Here is a 14,926-nt window from a genome sequence, read left to right on the forward strand (position 1 = left end):
AGCCGGATCTGCTGGCGGATGCCGTCGATCACGACGAAATCGTTGCCCAGCCCGTGCATCTTGGTGAATTCCAGGCGCATCACGCGGCCTCCGGCAGGCGCCCGAAGATGATCATGTGCCGGTCCGAGGTGACGCGGACCGTGAAGGTGTCGAGCCCGGCGTTGGCCAGTTGCTCGCGCACCTCGTCGGGGGTGAAGGCGGCGTGCAGGGAGTGCTCGAAGTCGTGGCGCAGCACGTCCGGGGCCTCCGCCGCGTACTCCGCGACCAGGGCCTTGACCGCCGCCACCGAGTCCGGACGCCGCAGATCCATGACGAACACCGCCGCGCCCGGCGCGCCGTCGCGAAGGATTGTCTGCCACAGCACCGCTGGGTCGTGCAGGTGATGCAGCAGGGAGTTGCTGATGATCGTGGCGTACGGGGCCCGGGGGCCCCGCGCGTCGGGGAGGCAGCCCGCGGACAGATGCACGCGGTCGGCCGCCGGGTGGCTCGCCATCAGCGCTGCGCCGGCGACGAGCATCGCCGGGGCACCGTCGAGGCCGTCGACCTCGCACGCGGGGTAGCGTGCGGCGAAGCGCAGCGACACATCGCCGGGGCCACATCCGAGATCCAGCACCGGTCCGCTGACCGGCCCCGGGAACGTCTCGGCGAAGGCATCCACGAAGCCCTCGTGCGGGGCGGCGAAGTCGGCCTCGGCGTAGGCACGGGCCTGCTCCGGCTCCAGCATCAGCTCCGGTTCGGGCTGGCGCGGGATCATGGTTCCACGCTCCCGGGCGGGTTCTCGTCGTCGGGATCCTGCGGCAGCATGCTCTCGCGCATCATCAGGTGGTCGACCTGCTCGCGGCGGTTGATGATCTGGAAGTGGTCGCCGTCCACCATCACCTCCGGCGGGCGCGGGCGCGAGTTGTAGTTGCCGGCCATCACGTAGCCGTAGGCCCCGGCCGAGCGCACCGCGAGCAGGTCACCGGCGGCCAGAGCCAGTTCGCGTTCGCGCCCGAGGAAGTCGCCGGTCTCGCAGACCGGGCCGACGATGTCGTAGGTGCGCGAGGGGCCGTCGTGGCGCTGCACCACCGGCACGATCTCCTGCCAGGCGCCGTACAGCGCCGGGCGCAGCAGGTCGTTCATTGCGCCGTCCACGATCGCGAAATCGTGCGCTTCGGTGTGTTTCAGGTACTCCACCCGGGTCAGGAATACGCCGGCATTCGCCGCGATGGCGCGCCCCGGTTCCAGCAGGACCTTGAGCGGACGATCGCCCAGGACCTCGCGCAGGGCGCTGGCCCAGGCATCCGGTTCCGGCGGGGTCTCGTCGCGGTAGCGCACGCCCAGCCCGCCGCCGACGTCGATGTGCTCCAGCTCGACACCGTCCGCGGCCAGCTGGTCGACCAGCGCCAGCACGCGCTTCAACGCATCGGTGAACGGATCGATGCGCGTGAGCTGCGAGCCAATATGGAAGTCGACGCCGGTTGCCTCCAGGTGTTCGCTGTCGCGCACCCGGGCGTACAGCGCCGGCGCCTCCTCGATGGCGACGCCGAACTTGTTCTCGCGCAGCCCGGTGGCGATATAGGGATGCGTCTCGGCGTCGACGTCCGGGTTCACCCGGACCGACACCGGGGCCTGTACCCCCATTTCCGCGGCGACCGCCTCCAGCCGGTCGAGTTCCGGGGCGGACTCGACATTGAAGCAGTGGATGCCGACCTCCAGCGCCCGGCGCATCTCGGCGGCGGTCTTGCCCACCCCGGAGAATACCACCCTCCCCGGGTCGCCCCCGGCGCGCAGCACGCGCTCCAGCTCGCCACCGGAGACGATGTCGAAGCCGGCGCCCAGGCGCGCGAGCACGTTCAGCACGCCCAGCGCGGAGTTGGCCTTCACGGCGAAGCAGACCTGGTGCGGGGTCCCGATCAGGGCCTCGCTGAACGCGCGGTAGTGGCGCTCCAGCGTGGCGCGGGAATACACGTACGCGGGGGTGCCGACCAGATCGGCCAGACCGTCCAGGGCCACCCCCTCGCAGTGCAGGGTGCCGCCGTGATAGTCGAAATAGTCCATCTAGTGGTCCTTCAGTGGGATCATTACGGGCTCAGCGCTCCTCGGTTTCCTCGTCATCGGGCAGGTAGAGATCGCCCTTCTGGCCACAGGAGGCGAGCATCTGCATCGTGCCAAGCACGACGATCACGGCAATCAACAGCCATTGAGCCTTGCAGGAGAACATGGTCGGGTCCGGGGTCTTCGTTGCATTGGAGGGCGATAGTGTGCCATTGATACGCCGCTGGCTTCAGGTGGCAGCGCTCAACGCCGCCGCGTCTTCCCGGACGAAATTCGCCCGATCACGAATCGCGATGATTCGTTCATCAATGATTCAGCCAGGTTTGGGACGATGCATCTGCGAGACCAGCAAAAGACCACTGAAGCTGGTCAGGGGGCGGAGCCCGGCCCGCGAGGGAATAGACCCCTGCCGGTCGCCGTCCAAAGCAACAGACGTCACCGCGGTCCACCGCCAGGACGTCCCGGATTATCCGGAACTGACCCACAAGATGAGAGGAGATCATCCATGATTAGCACCAAGCGCCGTGTCTTCCTGAAAGGCACTCTCGCCGCCGGTACTGTCGGTGTCGCCGTCGGGGCCGGTCTGCTCGCCCCGAGCAAGCTGCTCGCCTCCTGGCCGTCCGAGGCCTTTGAGGCCGAAGGCCTGGAAGCCGCCATGGAAGCCGTGACCGGCTCCAGCGACATCGAAGATGGCGACGTCACCCTGAGCGCCCCGGAAATCGCCGAAAACGGCGCCGTGGTTCCGGTGTCGATCGAATCCAGCCTGGACGACGTGACCGAAATCGCCTTGTTCACCGAGAACAACGCACTTCCCCTGAACGCCCACTATGTCCTGGGTGATGGCGCGCACGCCAACATCTCCGGTCGTATCCGCATGGGCGAGTCCTCCAACGTGATCGCCGCCGTGAAGTCCGGCGACACCTGGTACAAGGCGGTTCAAGAAGTGAAGGTCACGGTCGGTGGCTGCGGCGGCTAAAGCCGACCCCAATCGCTGATCCGAACACTACTGGAGGTTTAAGATATGTCTATTCGAGTTCGCGCCCAGGAAAGCAACGGCGTAGTCAACATCCGTGCACTGATGAGCCACGACATGCTCGTCCCCGATGACGACGGTGGCCCGCACTTCATCGAGACCGTGGAAATTGCGCGCAACGGCGACACCGTGCTGACGGCCCACTGGAACTACACCGTCTCCCGCAACCCGTTCGTGCAGACCGAGATCGACGGTTCTGCCGGTGACACCGTGTCCGTCTCCTGGACGGACACCGAGGGTGAATCCGACTCGACCGAGGTCGAAGTGGGGTAATAAAAGAGAGCTTCAGTTCTCTTGAGAAGAAGCCGGGGCTTGTCCCCGGCTTTTTTGTGTCCGGGAAAGGGTCGTCCTGGTGCGGGCCTTCCGGGCTGGCAGGCTGCTAGACTCCGGATAGGTCCATGCCGAGAATCGCCATGTCCCCCGATGCCCCCGCACCCCGCGAGGCCGATCCGGCCCTGCGCCCGGCCCTGCTCCTCGAGCCCCACCAGCCCCTCTGGCAGCGCCTGCCCCGTCGCGATGCAGAAGGCCGTCGGTTGGCCGACTTCATGATGCTGATCCCCGGCCTGCGCGAGCGGCCGCGCGACGAGCTCCACGCCCGGGCCCGCGCGATCGAACGGGTGCTGAACGGCTACGGGGCCGATATCGCGTTCGTCGAATTGAACCTGAAGCTGAACACCCTGTGGGTCTCGCTGGCCGCGCGGCCGGGGCTTTGCAGCGAACTGCCCTGTGCCATCCAGGATGCGGTGCCCGAGGCGTTGCTGGTGGGGCCGAAGCTGGGTCCGCGTGGCTAGCGAGGCTCCGCCCGGCTTCGCCCCGGCGCTCCGTCGAAGGGCCGGAGTGGCTTGAAGCCGAGCCCGCATGGCCCCGGCCGGCTTCCTGGAGGCCGCCTTCGGGCTGCTGTCATACCGGGCGGGCGCCAGCCTTGCTACACTGGCCCTTTCCCGTGCCTGAACCGGAACATGACTGAACGTATCGCATCCGTCCGCCGCGACACCCTGGAGACCCGGATCGCTATCGAGCTGAATCTCGACGGCACCGGCCAGAGCCACCTCGAGACCGGTATCCCGTTCCTCGATCACATGCTGGACCAGATCGCCCGTCACGGCCTGGTGGATCTCGACGTGCGCGCCGAGGGCGACCTGCACATCGATGCCCATCATACGGTAGAGGACATCGGGATCACCCTGGGCCAGGCGCTGGTGAAGGCCCTGGGAGACAAGAAGGGTATCCGCCGCTATGGCCATGCCTACGTCCCGCTGGACGAGGCGCTGTCGCGCGTGGTGATCGACTTCTCCGGGCGTCCCGGGCTGGAGATGCACGCCGACTTTCGGCGTTCCCACATCGGCGAGTTCGATGTCGACCTTTTCCACGAGTTCTTCCAGGGCCTGGTCAACCATGGCTGGATGACTCTGCATATCGACTGCCTGCGCGGGGACAACGCGCACCATGTCGCCGAGACCATCTTCAAGGCCTTTGGTCGCGCCCTGCGGGTCGCGGCCGAGCTCGATCCGCGCTCGGCGGGAATCACGCCGTCCACCAAGGGCAGCCTGTAACGGACCAACGGACGAGAAGACCCGGCCATGGAAACTGTTGCCGTCATCGACTACGGCATGGGCAATCTGCACTCGGTCGTGCGAGCCCTGGAGCACGAGGCAACGGGCGCTCAGCGCGTGCTGCTGACCGAGGACCCCGAGACCCTGCGCGAGGCGGACCGCCTGGTGTTCCCCGGCCAGGGCGCGGCCGGGGATGCCATGCAGGCGCTGTCCCGGCGCGGGCTCGACCGGCTACTGCCGGAGCTGGCGGCCGACCGCCCGTTCCTGGGCCTGTGCCTGGGCCAGCAAATCCTGATGGATGCCAGCGAGGAGAGCGGCGGTGTCGACCTGCTGGGCATACTGCCGGGCCGGGTCGCGCGCTTTCCCGCCATGCAGGGCCCGGACGGCCGGCGCCTGAAGATCCCGCACATGGGCTGGAATCGCGTGCTGCCGGCGCAGGACCATCCCCTGTGGCACGGACTGCCGGAGACCCCGTGGTTCTATTTCGTCCACAGTTTCCGGGTCCAGCCCGACCGCGCGGCCGACGTGGCCGGGCGCACCGATTATGGCGAGACCTTTGCCTCGGCACTGGCGCGGGGCTCGTTGTTCACCATGCAGTGCCATCCGGAGAAGAGCGCCGCTTGCGGGCTGCGCCTGCTGCACAACTTTCTGCGCTGGGACGGAGACGGTCCCGGGGCGTCGTGAGGAGTCGAAGATGCTGGTCATTCCCGCAATCGATCTGAAGGAAGGCAAGTGCGTTCGCCTGCGCCAGGGGAACATGGACGATTCCACCGTGTTCGGCGAGGACCCGGTGGAGATGGCGCGGCGCTGGGTGGATGCCGGGGCCGAGCGGTTGCATATCGTCGATCTCGACGGCGCCTTCGCCGGTCAGCCGCGCAACGCCCGGGCGGTGCACGCGATCGCCAGGGCCTTCCCCGAGCTGCCGATCCAGATCGGCGGCGGCGTGCGCGACGAAGACACGGTCCAGGCCTATCTGGATGCCGGGGTCGAATACGTGATCATCGGTACCCGCGCGGTCAGCGCGCCGCACTTCGTGAACGACCTGTGTCTGGAATTCCCCGGCCGTATCATCGTCGGGCTGGATGCCAAGGACGGCAAGCTGGCGGTGGATGGCTGGTCCAAGCTGTCGCACCACGACGTGATCGACCTGGCCCAGCACTTCGAGGCGGACGGCGTGGTGGCCTTCGTCTACACCGACATCGCCCGCGACGGGATGATGAAGGGCCCCAACGTGAAGGCCACCGCGCGCCTCGCGAGCAATGTGCGCGTGCCGGTGATTGCCTCTGGCGGCATCAGCTCGCTGGACGACCTGCGCAACCTCGCCGCGCGCGAGGAGGACGGCATCACGGGCGCCATCGTCGGGCGGGCGCTGTACGAGGGCGCCTTCACCCTGGAGGAGGCCCGCGAGGCCGCCGGGAACTGAGATGCTCGCCAAGCGCATCATCCCCTGCCTGGATGTCGACGCCGGTCGCGTGGTCAAGGGCGTCAACTTCGTGGGCATTCGCGATGCCGGCGATCCGGTGGAGATCGCCCGGCGCTACAACGCCCAGGGCGCGGACGAGATCACCTTCCTCGACATCACCGCCTCCAGCGACGATCGCGAGACCATTCTGCACGTGGTCGAGGCCGTTGCGCGCGAGGTGTTCATCCCGCTGACCGTGGGCGGAGGCGTGCGCGCGGTGGAGGACATCCGCCGCCTGCTGAACGCCGGTGCCGACAAGGTCTCCATCAACACCGCCGCGGTGCACCGCCCCGAACTCGTTCGCGAGGCCGCCGACTGGGTCGGAAGCCAGTGCATCGTGGTCGCGATCGACGCCAAGCAGGTCAGCACGGAGGACGAATCACCGCGCTGGGAGGTCTTTACCCACGGAGGCCGCCGCGAGACCGGGCTGGACGTGGTCGAGTGGGCGCAGCGCATGGAGGCCCTGGGGGCCGGCGAGATCCTCCTGACGAGCATGGATCGTGACGGCACCCGCATCGGTTTCGACCTGCCCCTGACCTGCGCGGTCAGCGATGCGGTCGGCGTGCCGGTGATTGCCTCGGGCGGGGTCGGGGAACTGCAGCACCTGGTGGAGGGCGTGACCGAGGGCCATGCCGATGCCGTGCTGGCGGCCAGTATCTTCCACTTTGGTCAGCACACGGTGGGCGAGGCCAAGGACGCGATGGCGGCGGCCGGCGTCCCGGTGCGACCGAACGACGCCGAGGTGGTCCCGCAATGACCGATTCGACTCCCGCTCGTCCGGGTGGAGCCGAGGTGCTTTCCGCGCTCGCCGAGGTGATCGAACAGCGCCGCCAGGCCGACCCCGAGCAGTCTTACGTGGCCAGGCTCCACGCGCGCGGGCTGGACGAGATGCTCAAGAAACTGGGCGAGGAATCGGCGGAGACGCTGATCGCCGCCAAGAACGACGATACCGACGCCCTGGTGTCGGAAATGGCCGACCTGTGGTTTCATGCCCTGGTGGTCCTCGCGGCCCGCGGACGGCACCCGGACGATGTCCTCGACGAATTGGGCCGGCGTTTCGGTCTGTCGGGCGTTGCCGAGAAGGCCGCGCGTGAAACCAGTGGGCGACGGTCCGACCATTCGTAGCACCGCGCGCGCGGGCGTGTACATTGATCCGTATGTCCCTGGGGACCGCTTTTAGTCGCCGCCGGTAAAGCGTTCGTTCATGTGGCTCGGCTACACTGCCATCACCGCGCCCTGTCCGCGAAGAAAAGCGACTCCAGCACGAACGCCCCCGGTGGCGGGTGTGTCCCAGAGTTGATTATGGGCCTGGCGCCGTTCAGGCTAACCCCAACGTTGTATGACTGGAGAACAGAGTCCATGGGTATTGGTGGTATCAGCATTTGGCAGCTCCTCATCATCCTGTTGATCGTCGTGCTGCTGTTCGGCACGAAGAAGCTGCGCAACATGGGTGGTGATATCGGCTCGGCGATGAAGAATTTCCGTCAGGCCGTGAAGGACCCCGAGGCCGAAGAGAAGAAGGAAGGCGAAGAAGGCGAGCCGCACGAGGTCGAGGACCAGACCGACGAAAAGGGCCGCGTCGTCGACGCCGAGGTCAAGAAGAGCAGCGAAAAGGATTCCGACGCCTCGCAATCGGACAAGAAGTCCTGAACGCCGCGCCCGGCGCGACGGACCGAATCGAGCGGCGGTAGCCCATGTTCGACATCGGCTTCTGGGAAATCATCATCATCGTGCTGGTGGCGCTTCTGGTCGTCGGGCCGGAGCGCTTGCCCGGCCTTGCGCGCGAGATCGGGCGCTGGGTCGGCAAGACCCGGCGCTTCGTCCACAGCGTGCGCTCCGATTTCGAACAGGAGCTGCAGACTGACGAGCTGCGCAACATGCTGAAGAGCCAGGATCGCGAGATCCGCCAGCTCAAGAGCATGATGGACGAGACCGAGACCAGCCTGCGCGAGGACATCGAGGATACCGAGCGCGGACTGCGGGAAGACATCGAGGGCCAGCCGAAGACGCGCAAGAACCTCTCCTCCCGCGAGCAAGAGGCGCTCTCCGGGAAGAAGTCCAAGCCCGCGGTGCGGGAGAAGCCCTCCATGCGCAGCCCGGACGCCGCTTCCGGCGATTCGCAGGATGATCCGGAGACGTCGGAGAAGGCGACGACCGAGGAGCCCGCGGAGGTTCGCCGCGTGCCGACCCAGGGCAATCTGGACGGCAACCTGATGACCGACGATCCGGCCCTGGCCGCTGAACAGAAGGCGCGCAGCGCCGATGGCCCGCGGCCGGAACGCAAGAAGCCGGCTGTGCGCGAGCGCCGCACGCCGGATGCGTCCAGCCCGTCATCGAACCAGGATCCGGATTCCGCCGCCGACGCCACTCACGACGACCAGCCCCCTGACAAGCACTCATGAGCAAGACCAAACCGGGGGTCGAGCCGAGTCCGGAAGCTACCGAGACCCTGCTCACGCACCTGATCGAGCTGCGCGACCGCATCCTCAGGATGTTCATCGCCATCCTGGTGGTGTTCCTGATCCTGTTCCCGTTTGCCAACCCGATCTATACCTGGCTGGCCGATCCGCTGATGCAGCACCTGCCGGAAGGCACCAGCATGATCGCGATCGATGTGGCCGCGCCGTTCCTGATTCCATTCAAGCTGACCCTGCTGCTGGCGGTGGTGCTCAGCATCCCGTATCTGCTCTATCAGGTCTGGTCCTTCGTGGCACCGGGGCTGTACACCCACGAGAAGAGCATGGCGTTGCCGTTGGTCGCTTCGTCGACCGCGCTGTTTTACCTGGGCATGGCATTCGCCTACTTCGTGGTGTTCCCGCTGATCTTCGCATTCTTCACCGCGACCGCGCCCGAAGGCGTGTCGGTCATGACCGACATCTCGCGCTACCTGTCGTTCGTGATCATGCTGTTCATTGCCTTCGGCATCGCCTTCGAGGTGCCGGTGGCGACGATCCTGCTCGTCTCCATGGGGGCCACGACCCCAGCCAAGCTGGCCCAGAAGCGCCCCTACGTCATCGTCGGGGTATTCCTTGTCGGCATGGTGCTGACCCCGCCGGATATCATCTCGCAGACGCTGCTGGCCCTGCCGATGTGGCTGTTGTTCGAGATCGGCCTGATCCTGTCGCGGATCATGGAGCGCAAGAAGGCCGAGCGCCGTGCCACGGCGGACGGTGACGATACGGCCGGGCCGGATGATGACGGGCCGGACGGCGATGGTCCGGGTGGCGGCGGTGGTGCGCCCCGTAGTGGCGGCAGTGGCGGCGGTTCGCGGAAGGAGACCGCGCCGACATCCACGGCGTCCGCATCCGGGGGATCCGGGGCCGCCAGCGGCGAAGGCACCACGGCGGCGGCGCGTACGGGCTACACCCCGCTGACGGACGAGGAGATGGATGCCGAACTCGACCGTATCGAGGAAGAGCAGGCCGAACTGCGGCGCCAGCGCGAGGACTCCCGGAACCCGGCCGCGAACGCGGGCGCGGCGGGCGGCGGGGATCCGGAAGCCGATGGCGGCCCGTCGGCCTCCGCCGGTACGCTGGACGCAGAGGGATTGCCGGGCGCGCCGGGCGAAGCGGACGCGACACCCCGGGACCGCGACGCTGGGCGGGATCGCTGAGCCTTCCGGGGCGCAGCACCTTTTGTGCGCCCCCGCCCCGCCAAGCATTGGAACTTGCTAAAATACCCGGGTAACCCATTGACCCAGGTAATGATCCCGCGATGGCAGACCCGCGTTCTACCCCTCGCCGCCCCGTCCTGCTGATCGTCATGGACGGAGTGGGCGTGAACCCTTCCAAGCTGAACAACGCCTACGCCGAGGCCGACACCCCGCGTCTCGACCAGTACCTCTCCACTCATGCCCATACGACGCTGGACGCCTGCGGCCGGGCTGTCGGGCTGCCGGACGGGCAGATGGGCAACTCGGAGGTTGGACATCTCACGCTGGGGGCGGGCACGGTGATCAACCAGGATCTGGTGCGCATCGATGACGCCATTGCCGATGGCAGCTTCTACGAGAATGATGCCCTGGTCAGCGCCGCGCGGGCGGCGGCCAACAACGATTTGCCGCTCCACCTGATCGGCCTGGTCTCCGACGGCGGTGTGCATTCGCATATTCGTCACCTGCGCGCCCTGGTCGAGATCTGTCAGCGCGAGGGCGCGCGGCCGATGGTGCACATGATTACCGACGGCCGTGACACCGCACCCCGCTCTGCACTCAACTACCTCGATCCGCTCGAGGAGGAGCTGGCGAATGCCGGTGGCGCGATCGCCACGGTGTGCGGGCGCTATTACGCAATGGACCGCGACAAGCGCTGGAAGCGTACGGAGAAGGCCTTCCGCGCGATCGCCTACGCCGAGGGCGAGGCCGCCGGATCGGCCCGCGAGGCCATCGAGGCTGCCTATGCCGCCGGCGAGGATGACGAGTTCATCAATCCGCGCATCATCGACGGCGGCGCGCCGCTGGGGAAGGATGCGCTCTGTGTGCTGTTCAATTTCCGCAACGACCGCCCGCGCCAGCTGACGGCTGCCCTGGGCATGGACGATTTCGACGGCTTCGATCGCGGCGACTTCCATCCGGTGTCCGAGACCTGCCTGACCGAGTACGACCCGCGCTTCCTGTCGCCGATCGCCTTTCCCCCGGAGCGCCCGTCGACCACTCTGGGCAGCACCATCGCCTCCGCCGGTATCCCGCAGTTCCACTGTGCCGAGACCGAGAAATACGCGCACGTCACCTTCTTCTTCAACGGCGGCAAGGAAGAGCCCTACGCCGGCGAGCAGCGCGTGATGGTGCCCTCGCCGTCGGTAGATACCTATGACGAACAGCCGGAGATGAGCGCGAGGCAGGTCGCCGACGAGACCATCCAGGCGATGGAGAGTGGGCGCTACGGCTTCATCCTGGTGAACTTCGCCAACGGCGACATGGTCGGCCACACCGCGAAGCGCGAGGCCCTGATCCAGGCCGTCCAGAGTCTCGACCGGGAGGTCGGCCGTGTGCTGGATGCCGCCAAGGAACTGGAATACTCGTCGATCGTCACCGCCGACCACGGCAACTGTGACGAGTACGTCGACCCGGTGACCGGCGCGCCGCATACCCAGCACACCATCTATCCGGTGATGTGCATGATCACCGACTCGCAGCGCTGGCGCCTGCGCACCGGCGGCGGGCTGGCCGACGTGGCGCCGACTGTGCTGGAACTGATGGGGGTGCCCAAGCCCGCCGCAATGGGCGGACACAGCCTGTTGCTCGAGGAAGTGCCGGCCTCGGCCTGAGCAGGGGGCAGCCATGCACACGCGCTACAGCGACATCCCGGCCTACGACACCAAGGACGGCTCCGAGATCCGCGAGCTGATGCACCCCGACGTGCATGGCAATGCGGCCCAGAGCCTGGCCGAGGCCGTGGTGGAACCCGGTGCGATCACGCGCCTGCACCGCCACGCCCGCACCGAGGAGCTCTATCACGTCACGCGCGGGCAGGGCGAGATGCGTCTGGGCGAGGAGACCTTCCCGGTCACCCTGGGAGACACCGTGTGCATCCCCCCGGGGACGCCGCACAACATCCGCAACACCGGTTCCGGGCCGCTGCACATCCTGTGCAGCTGCTCGCCGGCGTACTCGCACGACGATACCGAACTACTCTAGGGAAACACCGATTAATGTACGCGCTCGCGCAAAAGCGGCCGATCCCCTGCTTTCAATAGCTTGTGGGGTCGGCACACCAGGTTTCCCGACCCTGCGTCGTGCAGCGGGTAGAACCCTACCCGCTGCACGACGCGCCTTGTCTCGGAGAACCCGGGGTGCCAACGCGAGTGCGTACATTAATCGGTGTTTTCCTGGCGCCGAGCGGCGTATGCCGCCACCCCGTCTAATCCTCGCCTCCCTGTCAGTGCGAGGGGATGCAGCCGACAAAGCACAAAAGCGACGGAGTGGCATTGAACGGCCGCAGGGCGAGCGGAGCGACGAAGGTCCGTTAAATCAGCGTCTCCTAGACGCCGTATTCGGCGCGATAGGCGCGCAGGGCCTCCAGGTGCTCGGGGGCGCGGCCGGTATCCTCCAGCATGGTGACCAGGTCGCCAAGCCGGGCGACACGCACGACCTGCAGCTCAAGATCGGCCTCGACCTCCTGGATGGCCGAGCGCTCGCCTCGGCCGCGTTCCTCGCGATCCAGGGCGATCGCGACCCCCACCGGCGTTGCCCCCGCCGCACGGATCAGGTCCACCGATTCGCGGATCGCGGTACCGGCGGTGATCACGTCATCAACGATCAGTACGCGGCCCTCCAGCGGGGCACCGACGATGTTGCCGCCCTCGCCGTGGTCCTTGGCCTCCTTGCGGTTGAAGGCCCATGGGCGGTCCATGCCGTGGTCGCGCCAGAGCGCCTCGGTAACCGCCGCCGCCAGCGGGATGCCCTTGTAGGCCGGGCCGAAAACCAGGTCGAACTGGATGCCGGAGTCTTTGATTGCCCGCGCATAGAACTCGCCCAGGCGCGCCAGGTCGGAGCCGCGGTTGAACAGGCCCGCATTGAAGAAGTACGGGCTTACCCGCCCGGACTTCAGCGTGAACTCGCCAAAGCGCAGGACATCGCGTTGCAGGGCGTATTCCAGGAAGGCGTGGGCGGTCATTCGGGTGCTCCGGTCGTAAAACGCCGTATTCTGACACACCCGTCCGCGGATCCGGCATCTGCGTCGGTCCGGGCCCTTTTCCGCGTCCGCGCGCGCGGGTATTGTTCCCCGCCATGCGCATACTCTCGATGAACGCCAACGGCATACGTGCCGCCGCCCGCAAGGGATTCTTCGACTGGCTCCCGGAGACCGGGGCCGACGTGGTCTGTATCCAGGAGACCAAGGCCCAGATCCACCAGATCCAGGGCGAACCCTTCCATCCACCCGGCTACCACAGCGTCTATGTCGATGCCGTAAAGCCGGGATACAGCGGCGTGGCCCTGTATAGCCGCCGCCAGCCGGACGAGGTGGTCACGCGTATCGGCTTCGAGGAGGCGGACAACGAGGGCCGTTATGCCGAAATGCGTTTCGGCAACCTGTCGGTGGTCTCGCTGTACCTGCCCTCGGGTTCTTCCGGCGATCACCGCCAGGATTCCAAGTGGCGTTTCCTGGAGTTCTTCCGTCCCTGGCTGGCGGAGCGCATGCAGGACGGGCGGGAGTGGGTCATCTGTGGCGACTGGAACATCGCCCACAAGGAGATCGACCTCACCAACTACAAGTCGAACCGCAAGAACTCCGGTTTCCTCCCCGAGGAGCGGGCGTGGCTGGACCACCTGTTCGACGAGATTGGCATGGTGGACGTGTTCCGCCGGCTGGACGAGCGCCCGGACCAGTACACCTGGTGGTCCAACCGGGGTCAGGCCTGGGCCAAGAATGTCGGCTGGCGGATCGACTACCAGATCGCCACCCCGGGCATCGCCGCCACGGCGCGCGACCCGTACATCCATACCGACGACCGTTTCTCCGACCACGCGCCCTTCTGGATCGACTATGACTACCAGCCCTGACCGGGGCATGCGCCGCGCATGACCGGAGCCGCCGAAGCACAACGGCCCCCGCGCCGGGACTGGCGCGCGGCCCTGGCGGTCTATCGCCACCCGCGCGTCATCGGCATGCTGTTTCTCGGCTTTGCCGCAGGCTTGCCGCTGCTGCTGACCGGCGGGACCTTCACCGCCTGGCTGCGCGACCTCGGTGTCGAGCTGGCGTCCATCGGCTTCCTGTCCTGGGTCGGCATGGCCTACAGCATCAAGGTGTTCTGGGCGCCGGTGGTCGACCGGCTGGCCCTGCCGGTCCTGACCCGGGTCTTTGGCCGACGCCGCGCCTGGATGCTGTTTGCCCAGGCGGGGATCATCCTCGGCCTTGCCGGGATCGCCCTGACCGATCCGGTCGAGCACCTCTGGCTGGTTGCTGTATGGGCCGTGCTCACTGCCTTCGGCGCCGCGACCCAGGACATTGCCATCGATGCCTACCGCATCGAGGCCGTCAGCCAGGAACGCCAGGGGGCGATGGCCGCGGCCTATGTGTTCGGCTACCGTGTGGCCCTGCTGACCGCCGGGGCCGGGGCGCTGCACCTCGCGGCCGTCGGGAACTGGAGCCTGTCCTATGGCGCGATGGCCGCGCTGATGCTCGTGGGGGTGATCTGTACCCTGATCGTCCGCGAACCCGAGGTCGCCAGGCGTGACGCCGCCACGGCGCGGCTCGAGGACCGGGTGGTCGACTACCTCAATACCACCGCCGATACCGGCTGGTGGCGTGACCTGAAGGCCTGGTTCATCGGCGCGGTGATCTGCCCGTTCGTCGAGTTCTGGCAGCGCTTCGGCCGGATCGCCCTGGTGGTGATCGCGTTCATTGCAGTATTTCGCATCAGCGACATCTTCATGGGGGTGATGGCTAACCCGTTCTACCTGGATCTCGGCTTCACCAAGGACGAGATCGCCAATATCGCCGCTGCCTTCGGTCTGGCCATGACCCTGGCCGGCGCGGCCCTGGGCGGCCTGCTGGTGGTCCGTTTCGGCATCATGCGCATGCTGATCGCGACCGCGATCCTCGCCCCGTTGACCAATCTGACCTTCTCCTGGCTCGCGACACTCGGCCCCGAGACCTATGGCCTGGTATTCACCATCATGGCCGACAACCTCTCCGGTGGAATGGCAATCTCCGTGTTCATCGCCTACCTCTCCAGCCTGACCAACAGCGCCTACACCGCCACCCAGTATGCCCTGTTCAGCTCCATCATGACTCTGCCGGGACAGTTCCTCGCCGGCTTCACCGGCGTGCTCGCGGAGCACATCGGCTGGGTCTGGTTTTTCGCCAGTTCGGCCCTGATCGGTATCCCCACCATCCTGCT

The 14,926-nt window shown here is 66.9% G+C and carries 19 protein-coding genes; 15 read left to right on the forward strand and 4 right to left on the reverse strand.

Translation table 11 applies throughout. The features are described from left to right. Positions 1-79 precede the first annotated feature (79 nt). The 3 genes from ACESLR_RS02295 to lptM are packed head-to-tail and all read right to left on the reverse strand — an operon-like array spanning position 80 to position 2,203. Entirely contained in the window at positions 80-754 is a 675-nt protein-coding gene (locus ACESLR_RS02295) for a class I SAM-dependent methyltransferase (protein WP_373024174.1), read from the reverse strand. Further along, positions 751-2,040: a diaminopimelate decarboxylase gene (gene lysA, locus ACESLR_RS02300; protein WP_373024175.1), complete on the reverse strand. Its 1,290-nt coding sequence runs from the start codon at positions 2,038-2,040 to the stop codon at positions 751-753. The genes ACESLR_RS02295 and lysA overlap by 4 nt, the downstream gene beginning before the upstream one ends. 31 nt (positions 2,041-2,071) lie before the next feature. Continuing rightward, positions 2,072-2,203 carry an LPS translocon maturation chaperone LptM gene (gene lptM / locus ACESLR_RS02305; protein WP_081644460.1) on the reverse strand — a complete coding sequence of 44 codons (132 nt, stop codon included), beginning with the start codon at positions 2,201-2,203 and terminating at the stop codon, positions 2,072-2,074. 339 nt (positions 2,204-2,542) lie between these two features. Between lptM and soxY the strand changes: the two genes are divergently transcribed. From soxY to ACESLR_RS02370, 13 genes are all read left to right on the forward strand, one after another. Beyond that, positions 2,543-3,013, forward strand: coding sequence for a thiosulfate oxidation carrier protein SoxY (gene soxY, locus ACESLR_RS02310; RefSeq protein ID WP_373024176.1), 471 nt, complete (start codon positions 2,543-2,545; stop codon positions 3,011-3,013). 45 nt (positions 3,014-3,058) lie between these two features. Then, complete coding sequence (gene soxZ / locus ACESLR_RS02315; protein ID WP_373024177.1) at positions 3,059-3,343, forward strand: thiosulfate oxidation carrier complex protein SoxZ; 285 nt, start codon at positions 3,059-3,061, stop codon at positions 3,341-3,343. A 140-nt stretch (positions 3,344-3,483) separates the two neighbouring features. Continuing rightward, on the forward strand, positions 3,484-3,861 hold the full coding sequence (locus ACESLR_RS02320; RefSeq protein ID WP_373024194.1) for a hypothetical protein: 378 nt from the start codon (positions 3,484-3,486) through the stop codon (positions 3,859-3,861). A 168-nt stretch (positions 3,862-4,029) separates the two neighbouring features. Next, complete coding sequence (gene hisB / locus ACESLR_RS02325) at positions 4,030-4,623, forward strand: imidazoleglycerol-phosphate dehydratase HisB (RefSeq protein ID WP_373024178.1); 594 nt, start codon at positions 4,030-4,032, stop codon at positions 4,621-4,623. A 27-nt stretch (positions 4,624-4,650) separates the two neighbouring features. Beyond that, entirely contained in the window at positions 4,651-5,307 is a 657-nt protein-coding gene (gene hisH, locus ACESLR_RS02330; RefSeq protein WP_373024179.1) for an imidazole glycerol phosphate synthase subunit HisH, read from the forward strand. A 10-nt stretch (positions 5,308-5,317) separates the two neighbouring features. Then, entirely contained in the window at positions 5,318-6,046 is a 729-nt protein-coding gene (gene hisA / locus ACESLR_RS02335) for a 1-(5-phosphoribosyl)-5-[(5-phosphoribosylamino)methylideneamino]imidazole-4-carboxamide isomerase (protein ID WP_373024180.1), read from the forward strand. Position 6,047: 1 nt separating this feature from the next. Beyond that, complete coding sequence (hisF, locus tag ACESLR_RS02340; protein WP_373024181.1) at positions 6,048-6,842, forward strand: imidazole glycerol phosphate synthase subunit HisF; 795 nt, start codon at positions 6,048-6,050, stop codon at positions 6,840-6,842. Beyond that, positions 6,839-7,210, forward strand: a complete 372-nt coding sequence (locus tag ACESLR_RS02345) for a phosphoribosyl-ATP diphosphatase (RefSeq protein ID WP_373024182.1) — start codon at positions 6,839-6,841, stop codon at positions 7,208-7,210. Before hisF ends, ACESLR_RS02345 begins: the two co-directional genes overlap by 4 nt. Positions 7,211-7,444: 234 nt before the next feature. Next, positions 7,445-7,735 carry a twin-arginine translocase TatA/TatE family subunit gene (gene tatA / locus ACESLR_RS02350; RefSeq protein WP_373024183.1) on the forward strand — a complete coding sequence of 97 codons (291 nt, stop codon included), beginning with the start codon at positions 7,445-7,447 and terminating at the stop codon, positions 7,733-7,735. Between the two features lie 44 nt (positions 7,736-7,779). Continuing rightward, positions 7,780-8,487, forward strand: coding sequence for a Sec-independent protein translocase protein TatB (tatB, locus tag ACESLR_RS02355; protein ID WP_373024184.1), 708 nt, complete (start codon positions 7,780-7,782; stop codon positions 8,485-8,487). Beyond that, positions 8,484-9,698 (forward strand): twin-arginine translocase subunit TatC, encoded by a 1,215-nt coding sequence (gene tatC / locus ACESLR_RS02360; protein WP_373024185.1) that lies wholly within the window; start codon positions 8,484-8,486, stop codon positions 9,696-9,698. The genes tatB and tatC overlap by 4 nt, the downstream gene beginning before the upstream one ends. Before the next feature lie 101 nt (positions 9,699-9,799). Next, positions 9,800-11,350: a 2,3-bisphosphoglycerate-independent phosphoglycerate mutase gene (gene gpmI, locus ACESLR_RS02365; protein ID WP_373024186.1), complete on the forward strand. Its 1,551-nt coding sequence runs from the start codon at positions 9,800-9,802 to the stop codon at positions 11,348-11,350. A 13-nt stretch (positions 11,351-11,363) separates the two neighbouring features. Further along, the gene (locus ACESLR_RS02370) at positions 11,364-11,720 is read left to right on the forward strand and encodes a cupin domain-containing protein (protein ID WP_373024187.1); all 357 of its coding nucleotides are present in this window, start codon (positions 11,364-11,366) and stop codon (positions 11,718-11,720) included. A gap of 343 nt (positions 11,721-12,063) precedes the next feature. On the opposite strand, the gene pyrE is transcribed toward ACESLR_RS02370, so the two are convergent. Next, on the reverse strand, positions 12,064-12,699 hold the full coding sequence (pyrE, locus tag ACESLR_RS02375; RefSeq protein ID WP_373024188.1) for an orotate phosphoribosyltransferase: 636 nt from the start codon (positions 12,697-12,699) through the stop codon (positions 12,064-12,066). A gap of 113 nt (positions 12,700-12,812) precedes the next feature. Here pyrE and ACESLR_RS02380 point away from each other — a divergent pair, with 113 nt between their 5' ends. Next, positions 12,813-13,586, forward strand: a complete 774-nt coding sequence (locus tag ACESLR_RS02380) for an exodeoxyribonuclease III (protein WP_373024189.1) — start codon at positions 12,813-12,815, stop codon at positions 13,584-13,586. A gap of 18 nt (positions 13,587-13,604) precedes the next feature. Next, a partial coding sequence (locus ACESLR_RS02385; RefSeq protein ID WP_373024190.1) for an AmpG family muropeptide MFS transporter occupies positions 13,605-14,926 on the forward strand: 1,322 nt, incomplete at its 3' end.

The sequence above is a fragment of the Thioalkalivibrio sp. genome (assembly GCF_041685615.1).
Taxonomy (GTDB): domain Bacteria; phylum Pseudomonadota; class Gammaproteobacteria; order Ectothiorhodospirales; family Ectothiorhodospiraceae; genus Thioalkalivibrio.